The 9,080-nt window shown below is 67.5% G+C and carries 8 protein-coding genes; all 8 read right to left on the bottom strand.

Features of this window, described 5'->3' with window-relative positions; all coding sequences use genetic code 11:
- Positions 1 to 208: 208 nt before the first annotated feature.
- Complete coding sequence (locus tag ASD86_RS08445; RefSeq protein WP_056109416.1) at positions 209 to 961, bottom strand: MHYT domain-containing protein; 753 nt, start codon at positions 959 to 961, stop codon at positions 209 to 211.
- Positions 962 to 1,104: 143 nt separating this feature from the next.
- Positions 1,105 to 1,917, bottom strand: coding sequence for a 4-vinyl reductase (locus ASD86_RS08440; RefSeq protein WP_056109414.1), 813 nt, complete (start codon positions 1,915 to 1,917; stop codon positions 1,105 to 1,107).
- A 220-nt stretch (positions 1,918 to 2,137) separates the two neighbouring features.
- Positions 2,138 to 3,163 (bottom strand): pyridoxal-phosphate dependent enzyme, encoded by a 1,026-nt coding sequence (locus ASD86_RS08435; protein WP_082578187.1) that lies wholly within the window; start codon positions 3,161 to 3,163, stop codon positions 2,138 to 2,140.
- A gap of 662 nt (positions 3,164 to 3,825) precedes the next feature.
- Positions 3,826 to 5,076: an ABC transporter permease gene (locus ASD86_RS08430; RefSeq protein ID WP_056109412.1), complete on the bottom strand. Its 1,251-nt coding sequence runs from the start codon at positions 5,074 to 5,076 to the stop codon at positions 3,826 to 3,828.
- On the bottom strand, positions 5,073 to 6,389 hold the full coding sequence (locus tag ASD86_RS08425; protein ID WP_157476337.1) for a hypothetical protein: 1,317 nt from the start codon (positions 6,387 to 6,389) through the stop codon (positions 5,073 to 5,075). The genes ASD86_RS08430 and ASD86_RS08425 overlap by 4 nt, the downstream gene beginning before the upstream one ends.
- Before the next feature lie 17 nt (positions 6,390 to 6,406).
- Positions 6,407 to 7,402 (bottom strand): HlyD family efflux transporter periplasmic adaptor subunit, encoded by a 996-nt coding sequence (locus ASD86_RS08420; protein WP_162253634.1) that lies wholly within the window; start codon positions 7,400 to 7,402, stop codon positions 6,407 to 6,409.
- On the bottom strand, positions 7,399 to 8,403 hold the full coding sequence (locus tag ASD86_RS08415) for an HlyD family efflux transporter periplasmic adaptor subunit (protein WP_162253633.1): 1,005 nt from the start codon (positions 8,401 to 8,403) through the stop codon (positions 7,399 to 7,401). The genes ASD86_RS08420 and ASD86_RS08415 overlap by 4 nt, the downstream gene beginning before the upstream one ends.
- Position 8,404: 1 nt before the next feature.
- The gene (locus ASD86_RS08410; RefSeq protein ID WP_056109404.1) at positions 8,405 to 9,079 is read right to left on the bottom strand and encodes an ABC transporter ATP-binding protein; all 675 of its coding nucleotides are present in this window, start codon (positions 9,077 to 9,079) and stop codon (positions 8,405 to 8,407) included.
- Position 9,080: the final 1 nt, after the last annotated feature.

Here is a 9,080-nt window from a genome sequence, read left to right as displayed (position 1 = left end):
ATTCCCGCCTTCGCGGGAATGACGTCCTGAAAGAATGCGTCGTCTGTTGGATTCCAAAGCAAGGGTCGGTTATTGAGCCATCGCCCCATACCAAGCCACCCAGCACCCATCCCAAAAGAAAAGGCCCGCACCAGGCGGGCCTTTTCCACATCAGGCATACCTATCCCGCCACGCCCGCCGCCTCACCGGCAAGCGCCCGGCGGCGAACTCAGATCCGCACCATCGACCGCTGCCGCTGGCGCAGCAAGCTGATCGTCAGCACCGCGGCCAGCAGCGCGGTGGTGACCACGAAGATGCCCACGCCGAGGTAACCGCCGCTGACGCCACCGGCGACCAACGAGGCGCGCGCTTCGTTCGGCACGAAACTCGCCGCGAGCATGCCGGTGTAATGCATGCCGCACACCGCCACGCCCATGACCAGCGCGCTGCCGAGCATCTGGCCCCAGCCGCGCAGGTTGAACGCGAGCCACAGCGCCACGATCGAAGCGACGATCGCGATCCCGGCCGAGGCCATCACCAGGGTGCTGTTGTAGACCGTGTCGGCCGGCATCAGCATCGCCGACATGCCGGCGTAGTGCATGCCGGTCACGCCCAGGCCCATCAGCACGCCGGCGATGATCAGCTTGCCCCAGTTGAACAAGCCGGTGCCGGCGATGGCCAGGCCGGCCATGCACGACACCACCGCGACCACCGCCGAGCCCAGCGTGATCGGCAGGTCGTACGTCACTTCCACGTTCATCTGGCAGGCGAGCATGGCGATGAAATGCATCGCCCAGATCGCGCCGCCGCCCATGGCGATGCCGGCCGCGGCGACCGCGCGCCAGCGATGCGCCGCGCTGGTCGCGTTCGGAATCGCGATCGCCAGCTGCAGGGCGGTGAACGAGCCCAGCACCGAGACGACGTAGGACAGGATGACCAGCAACGGGTCATGGATGCATTGAATGGCTGGATCGTGCGGCATGGCGAACCCCCTGGGTGGATGGGTTGAAGTGGCAATGGGCCGCAACGGCGTCGTCCCGCGCCGCGTCGACATCGCACGTCGGCGCATCCCGGCGTGCCTTGCGCCACGGCGATCCTTGCCGTGGACGACCGGGATCGGACCGGTCAGGCTTCGAATTCGAACCGGCAGCTTTCCGCGCCGGTGTTGCGGCACTGGCTTTCGACCACGCGCACGCCGTCGGCGCCGTGCTGGCCTTCGAGCAGGCCGCCGAGCATGCCGCGCAGGAAATGGCAGCACTCGCCGGTTTCGCCGCGATGGCAAAAGGGGCTGTTGCGGACCTTGAGCACGTCCTCGTGCAGTTCGGCCTGGACCAGCTGGCGCATCGCCGGCAGCGCGATGCGCCGTACCGAGTCGGCCAGCGGCAGCTGTCCGCCCAAGGCGAAATCGCGCTTGTAGACCCAGGCGCCGACGCGCTGACCGATGTAGCGCAAGGTCGCCTCGCGCTGGGTCGGCGGCAGCTCGCGTTCCAGCGCGACCAGCTGCAGCAGGATGTTGGGGTAGTTGCGCGCCAGTTGCGGCAGCAGGGTTTCCACGCGCTGGGTGTCGATCGGCGCGGCGGTGGCGGCGGGCGGAGCATACGATGCCGGCGGCGCGGGATTCGCGCTCGGCGCGGCGGCCGGGGCATGAGTGGGCGCGCCGTTGCGCGCGGCCGGCGCCGGTGCAGGCGCGGCGGCGGGCGCCGGTTCGTACGGCGAGGCTTCGAAACTCTGCACCAGATGATGCGTGCCCAGACGCTCTTCGAGCATCAACAAGGCTTCGGCCGGGCCGCGCACGACCATCACCAGCACCACGCCTTCCTCGCTGTTGAGCATGCGTTGACGCAACAGGGTGAAACCGTTGGCGATGACCACTTGCCCGAGCGCGAGCAGCAAGCCATCGCGACGATCGGACACCACGCGAAATTCGACATCCACCATGTTGCAACTCCCTGGCCTGTGCGCTGGTCCGGTCCCGACTCTTATAACGAGCCGCGCGCATGGCTAGGGACTGGCGCGCGATGGCGCAGCGTGCCAGCTGTGTTCACAAAAAACACAAACGAAGATCACAGAAAATGCCGGGTTTTACGCGGCTTATGCGACTAAAAGCGCAGCTTCGAAAACGAGTCGCATAACAAACGCAAAGCAGTTCGCCGACCGGTCACGGCGTGCGCGCGAACCATTGCGCGAGCAAATTCAGATCGACGTTGCCGCCGGACACGATCAGACCGACGCGTCGGTTTGCGAATCGTTCGCGATTGGCGAGCACGACCGCGAGCGGCACCGCGCCCGACGGTTCGACCACCAGCTTCATGCGCTCCCAGATCAAGCGCATCGCCGCGATGACCTGCGGATCGTCGACCAACAGAATGTCGCGCAGATGTGAGCGAAGGATAGGAAAGGTGAGCGTGCCCAGTTCGGCGCGCAGTCCGTCGCAGATGGTGTCGGGCTTGCGGCCGGTGATGCGGCGGCCTTCGTGCAGCGAGTCGCGGGCATCGCGCGCGCCTTCGGGTTCGGCGCCGTAGACCTCGATCGCCGGGTTATGGCCGTGGGCGGCGATCGCCGTGCCGGACAGCAGTCCACCGCCGCTGACCGGCGCGATCACCGCGTCCAGGTTCGGCACGCTGGCGAGCAGTTCCAGGGTCGCGGTGCCTTGCCCAGCGATGACCCGCGGATCGTTGAACGGATGCACCAGCACGCCGCCGGTCTGCGCCAGCACCTGCGCGGTGGTCGCATCGCGCGAGGCCTGGTCGGGTTCGCAATGCACGATCCGCGCGCCGTAGGCACGGATCGCGGCGAGCTTGACCTGCGGCGTGTTGTGCGGCGCGACCACGGTCGCGGTTGTACCGCGCAGGCGCGCGGCCAGGGCGATCGCGCCGCCGTGGTTGCCCGAGCTTTGGGTGACGATGCCGCGCGCGACTTCCTCGTCGCTGAGCGAGAACACCGCGTTACTGGCGCCGCGGAACTTGAACGCGCCGCCGCGTTGCAGGTTCTCGCATTTGAAGTGCAGCTCGCAGCCGGCGAGTTCGTCGATCGCGCGCGAGCGCAGCACCGGCGTGGCATGCGCGAGCGGGGCGATGCGCGCGGCCGCGGCAAGGATGTCGGAATAGGTCGGCGCGGCCGGGTCGGGCGAGGTGGTGTGCGAGGCGGCGGACTCGATGCCTTGAGGAGCGGAGAGATTGTTCATGGCTCAAGCGTAGCGCAGCGGCGGGTGGGTGGGGGTGCGGGGCTTGGCTGGTTGGGTTGGGGCTGGGAGATAGGAACGAGTATGGAACAGTGAGAAACGAGTAAAGGCTGCAGTCATTCGTTTCTCATTGTTCCGCGCTTTCATTCGGGAGCGTGCGAAGCGCCGGCTTTTGCTTCAAACGAAGCGAATAAAACCGGTGCCCACTTTGTAAAAGGGGGCAAGCGCCCGGCGTAGCGACAGAACGGGGAAGGCTAAAGCGCGGGGGATTCGCTTCTGCCCTTCGTTTCGGGAGCAAAGAAGTCCCTGCCGCTTATTTCAAAAGGAAACTCATTCGAATAGTGCGAAGAATCCGCTTCCTTCAAACGAAGCGAGCAAACCGGTGCCCACTTTGTAAAAGGGGGCAAGCGCCCGGCGTACCGACAGGACGGGAAAAGCTATAGCGCGGGGGATTCGCTTTTGCTTTTGCTTGGCGTCAAGAGCAAAAGCGAATCCCCCCCTGGCCCCCCTTTTGCAAAGGGGGGAACTAATCTGGTAAGGAGCGAATGGTCTGCAACGGTGGCCGCTTCGGGGAGATCGGACGACTTAGTCCCGCCACAACGAACTCACTCGTGTCGTCACCGATGCCGTCGCGCCGCTATCGATTCCATCGCGCCACAACCAACTCAGTCATGCCGCAATGCCGCGATCGGATCCAACCTGGCGGCCTGCCGCGCCGGATACACCCCGAAGGCCAAACCGACCGCGGCGCAGAACAGCGCCGACAACAACACCGGAATCGGCGCCCAGGCGACCTGCCAGCCGGCGAAAGTCGCGATCAGGTAGGCCAGCACGATGCCGAACACCAGGCCGAGCGCCGCGCCGGACACGCAGATCACCGTCGCCTCGCGCAGGAACTGCGCGATCACATCGCGACGCCGCGCGCCGAGCGCGCGCAGCAGGCCGATCTCGCGGCGCCGTTCGAGCACGTTGGCCAGCATGATGTTCATGATGCCGATGCCGCCGACCAGCAGGCTCACGCCCGCGATCGCGCCCATCACCACGCGGAAGATGCGCTGGGTCTTCTGATGCTGCTGGAACAACTGCTGCGGCACCACCAGGCGGAAGTCGGCCATGCCGGCATGGCGCTGGTTGAGCACGGTCGACAGCACCCGCGCGCCGGTCGCCAGTTGCGAGGGGTCGCGCAGCCGCAGCAGGAAGCGATCGATCTCGTCTTCCTGCGGCTGGAACTTGAAGCGCGCCCGCGCGCTCGCCAGCGGCAGATACACGCGATTACTTTCCAGCCCGAGCTGCACGCCTTCAAACTGATCCTTGCTCAGGTCGCGATCGGCGAGCACGCCGATCACCTCCAGCCACACATGATTGACCTTCAGATACCGGCCGACCGGATCGACGCCCGGAAACAGATCGGCGGCGGCCTGATGCCCGAGCACCGCGACCGAGGCGAGGGCGCGATCGTCGGCATCGGTCAGGCCGCGGCCCTTGGCGATGCGCAGCGACGACAGCGCGAAATAGTCCGGGCTCACACCGCTGGCCTGGGCGTCGCTGCGGCCGTTGTCGCTGAACACCGAATGGGTGCGGATCGGTTTCTCGGCGGCGTAGCGCTCCGCGCCGGGCACCACCGCCAGCGCGGCGTCGGCGTCGGCCAGGCTCAGGCCGAGGCTGCGCGCGCGGGTTTCGCGCAAGGTGTTTTCGTCCTGCGGCTTGGCCTCGGCTATCAGGTTGTTCAAGCCCAGGCTCTCGACCAGATGCAACGCCTCGCGCCGGCTGCCTTCGCCGACCGCCTGCATCGCGACGATCGCGCCGACGCCGAAGATCAGGCCGAGCAGAGTCAACAAGGTACGCAGGCGCCGGCGCCACAGTTCTTCGATCGCTTCGCGCCAGATCGTCGGCAACCACTGCAGCGCGCGATTCATCGGCGCACCGCCGGGCCGGCTGCGGCGGGCGCGGCCTTGGCGTCGTCGGGTGTCGCCGCTTTGCCCGCGCTCGCGTCTTCGCCCGGTTCGCTCGGCGCGGTGATCGCGGCGACCACGCCGGGCTCGGCCAACAGCACTTCATCGCCCGCGCTCACGCCCGACAGCACCTGCGATCGCGCCGGCCCGCGCACGCCCAACTTGATCGGGCGACGCAGGAAATCGCCGTCGTTGCGGACCCGCACGTAGTCCTTGCCGTCGTCGCTGTCGATCGCCACGTTGGCCACGCTCAATGCCGGCGCGTCGAACAGGATCACTCGCGCCTGCAGGCGCTGGCCCGGGACCAGCCTGTAGCGCGCGATCGCCTCGGCCGGTATGCGCGCTTTCATCGTCAGATACTTCACCGGGCTTTCCTGGCTGCGCACCTTGGCCGCGCTGGCCACCCACGACAGCTTGCTGGCGATCTTCTGCTCGGGCCGGCCGACCGGGAACATCTCCACCGCGTTGCCGACCTTGATGCCTTGCGCTTCGATCTGCGGCAGGCTCAGTTCCAGCTCCATCGCCGACGCGTCGGGCAGGCTGCCGTAGTCGAAGCCGGCGCGCAGGGTCGCGCCGACGTTGGGTTTATCACCGGACCAGTTGCTCGATAGCATCAGCACGCCGTCGTTGGGCGCGCGCAGTTCCAGCGCGTCCAGATCGGACTGGCGCGCCTTGGCGGTGATGTCGAAGGTCGCGCGCTGCGCGTCGAGCACGCCGAGTTCGGCACTGCCGCGCACGCCAGCCTGGCCGCGCTGCCATTGCAGGGTGTCGCGTTTCTCGCTGAGGAAGCGCTTGTCCTCGACCGCGTCGAGCACTTCGTTGCGCGCCATCGTGCTCAGGTCGGCGGTGGCGTAGCGCTCGGCGATGCCGAGCTGCACCGCGACCTGGGCCAGGTCGACCGCGACCTTGCTCTGCGCGGTTTCCAGTTCGCCCTGCTTGGCCGCGCGCGCCAGCTCGTTGCGCTGCAGATCGATCAGGGTCTGGGCCAGTTCCTGCTTGCCTTGTTCGGCGGAGAAGCGCGCGATCAGGTCGCCCTTCTTGACCGCGCTGCCCTCGGGCAGCATCCATTCGACCTGGCGCGCGGCCCAGTTGCGGCCGGGCACGTTGAGCGGGGTCGACTTGGCCGACTTGAGTTCGCCTTCGCCGCGCACGCTGAGGTTGAGCGGCGCGCTGGCGACGGTCTCGGTCGCCGCCGGCGCGACTTCGCCGCCGCAGGCGATCAGCATCGCTGGCAGGCACAGCGCTACGCCGTAACGCAGAGTGTTTCGACAAGCCACTGCGAACCGCGTCGGTCTCATCGTGTCGCCTTCCGTGCGGCCGCGCCGCTCGTGCTCGGCGGCTGGATTTCGACCCGCACCGCCTGCCCCGGCCGCAGCGGCGCGCGCGGGTCGTCGAGTTGTACGTCCAGATCCAGCACCGGCACCGGCTGCACCTGCGATTTACTGCGGATCGCGCGGCCGATCGAAGCAATCTTGCCGCTCAACACGCTGCCGGCGCCGCCTTCGACCACGATCCGTACCGGCACACCGACCGCGACCCGCTGCAGATCGCGCTCGGCCAATTCGGCGCGCACCGCGAGCGTGCTCATGTCGGGAATCTCCGCGACCGTCTGACCGACCCACACCTGCGAGCCGACATCGTATTTTTCGCCTTCGAAATTGCTTCGATGCATCATCAGCCCGTCGCGCGGCGCGATCACGTTCAAGGCCGCGAGCGAACGCTGCAGGCGATCGACATCGGCCTGCAACTGGCCGAGTTCGGAACTGAGCAGGCGCCGTTCCTGCCGCCGCTGTTCGGCCGACAACACTTCGCGTTTGCGCGCCAGCGCCATCTTGCGTTCCATCTGGGTGCGCTTGACCAGCAGCTTGCGGTACTCGATGCCGGCGATCAGCTCAGCCGGCTGCTGAGTCTTGCGCTGAGCTTTTTCCAACTCGGCCTGGGCCTCGGCGGTGGCCAGATGCTCGCTGCGTTCGCGTTCGGCCAGTTCCAGGTCGAGCTTGCCGAGCTCGCTCTGCTTTTCCTTGAGCTGGCTGCGTTTTTCGGTGAGCTGCTTGATCACATCGTTGCTGTCGAAGCGGATCACCGGCTGGCCTTTCTTGACCGGGGTGCCGTCGGTGGCCAGTTCGGTGATGTTGAACTGCCACATGCGCTCGACGCTTGGCGGCATCAATGGCGAACTGCGTCGCGCATACACCTCGCCGTCGACCCGCAACGGCGCGGCTGCGAGCGCCGGCGCGACCGTGAGCAGTGCGAGCAAGCACCACGCGCGGCTTGCATAGGCACGACTCATCGCTGCGCTCCGTTGCGTGCGGTCGCGACCGGCGCGGCGGCAGCCGCCGCGGGCGGCGTGGCCGCCGTTACCCGCACGCTCATGCCCGGCAGCAGGCGCAGCCCGTGCGCGGCCGGCAGATCGATGTCGACGGTGAAGTAACGGCCTTCGCCCCATTCGGATTTGCGGTCGGGCGCGCCGGCGATGTTGCGGATGCGGCCCTGCACGCGCTGCTGCGGCAAGGCATCGAAACTCAGCTGCACGTTCTGGCCCACGCGCAGGCCGCGGCGGTCCGGTTCCAGCGCCCAGGCGCGCACTTCCATGCGGCCGCCCTCGACCACCACCGCGCCGGCCTGGCTGCCGGGCATGGTCGAACTGCCTTCGTCGATGCGGCCGCCGATCCAGTTGTTGTTGAAGCCGTGCACGACGATGCCGTCTTGTTGCGCGCGCACCTCGGACTGGCGCAACAGCGCGCGGTAGTAATCGCGCTGCACTTCCAGCTTGCCGACCTCCAGCTCGCCGTCGCGCTTGCGCCGGGCGACCGCGGCTTGCGCGGCGTCGAGCTGTTCGCGCTTGAGCTTGCTTTCGCGAGTGGTCTTGTCGAGTTCGCCCTGGTGGCGGTCGTAGTCGAGCGCCGAGATCAGCGAACGCGGAATCGCCGCTTCGATCTTGGCCGTGGCCAGGGCCGCATCAGCCTCGGCGAGCGCGACCTCGGCGTCGACCGCCTTGACCTCCAGTTCGGCCAGTTCCTTGGCGGCCTTGGCGTGGGCTTGCTCGATCTTGGCTTCGAGGTCGGGTATCTGAGTGCCGGCCTGGCCCGGATCGATCCGCAGCACCACCTCGCCGGCCTTGACCGGCTGGCCTTCGGGCACGAAATAGCGGATCGCGACCGGCGCGCTGTTGGATTGCGGGGTATAGATGGTCTGGCCGCCGACCGAGCGCACTTCGCCGGTCAGCACCACGGCCGCGGCCGGCAGCGCGGTCAGCGCCAGAGCCAATACGGCGAGTCGAATCCGAATCACCTCAGGCCGCCGAATCATGATCGACCTTGCCGTCGTGCAGGCGCACCTCGCGCGGCGCGCGCGCGGCGAGGTCGCGGTCGTGGGTCACCAGCACCACGGTCTGGCCGCCGGCATGCACTTCCTGGATCAGGTCGAGCACGTCGCCGGCGCTTTTCGAATCCAGGTTGCCGGTGGGTTCATCGGCCAGCAGCAGGGCCGGCTGCAACAACAGGGCGCGCGCGATCGCCGCGCGCTGCTGCTGGCCGCCCGATAGCTCGCTGGGCCGGTGGCTGCTGCGTTCGCCCAGGCCGACCCGTTGCAGCAGCGCCAGCGCGCGATCGTGCGTGCCCGGCGGCGGTTCGCGGTGGAAGCGCAGCGGCAGCAGCACGTTTTCCAGCAGGCTCAGCCGCGGCAGCAGATGAAAGCTCTGGAACACGAAGCCGATGCGGCGGTTGCGGATGTCGCTGGCGGCCTCGTCGTCCATCGCCGCGACGTCGCGGCCTTCGATCAGATAACGGCCGCGGGTGGGCCGGTCCAGGCAGCCGAGGATGTTGAGCAGACTGGATTTGCCCGAGCCCGAGGCACCGGTGATGGCGACGAATTCGCCGCTGGCGATCTTCAGGTCCACCCCGGCCAAGGCATTCACCGCCTGTCCATTCATCTCATAGCGACGATGGACCGCATCCAGTTCGATCATC

This window comes from Lysobacter sp. Root690 (assembly GCF_001427785.1).
Classification (GTDB): domain Bacteria; phylum Pseudomonadota; class Gammaproteobacteria; order Xanthomonadales; family Xanthomonadaceae; genus Lysobacter.
This window is presented reverse-complemented; position numbering and strand designations above follow the sequence as displayed.

What these genes read in the sequence shown, in the direction of transcription:
- ASD86_RS08445 (WP_056109416.1), bottom strand. Translation starts at nt 961, where the DNA reads ATGCCGCACGATCCAGCCATTCAATGCATCCATGACCCGTTGCTGGTC.
- ASD86_RS08440 (WP_056109414.1), bottom strand. Translation starts at nt 1,917, where the DNA reads ATGGTGGATGTCGAATTTCGCGTGGTGTCCGATCGTCGCGATGGCTTG.
- ASD86_RS08435 (WP_082578187.1), bottom strand. Translation starts at nt 3,163, where the DNA reads ATGAACAATCTCTCCGCTCCTCAAGGCATCGAGTCCGCCGCCTCGCAC.
- ASD86_RS08430 (WP_056109412.1), bottom strand. Translation starts at nt 5,076, where the DNA reads ATGAATCGCGCGCTGCAGTGGTTGCCGACGATCTGGCGCGAAGCGATC.
- ASD86_RS08420 (WP_162253634.1), bottom strand. Translation starts at nt 7,402, where the DNA reads ATGAGTCGTGCCTATGCAAGCCGCGCGTGGTGCTTGCTCGCACTGCTC.
- ASD86_RS08410 (WP_056109404.1), bottom strand. Translation starts at nt 9,079, where the DNA reads ATGATCGAACTGGATGCGGTCCATCGTCGCTATGAGATGAATGGACAG.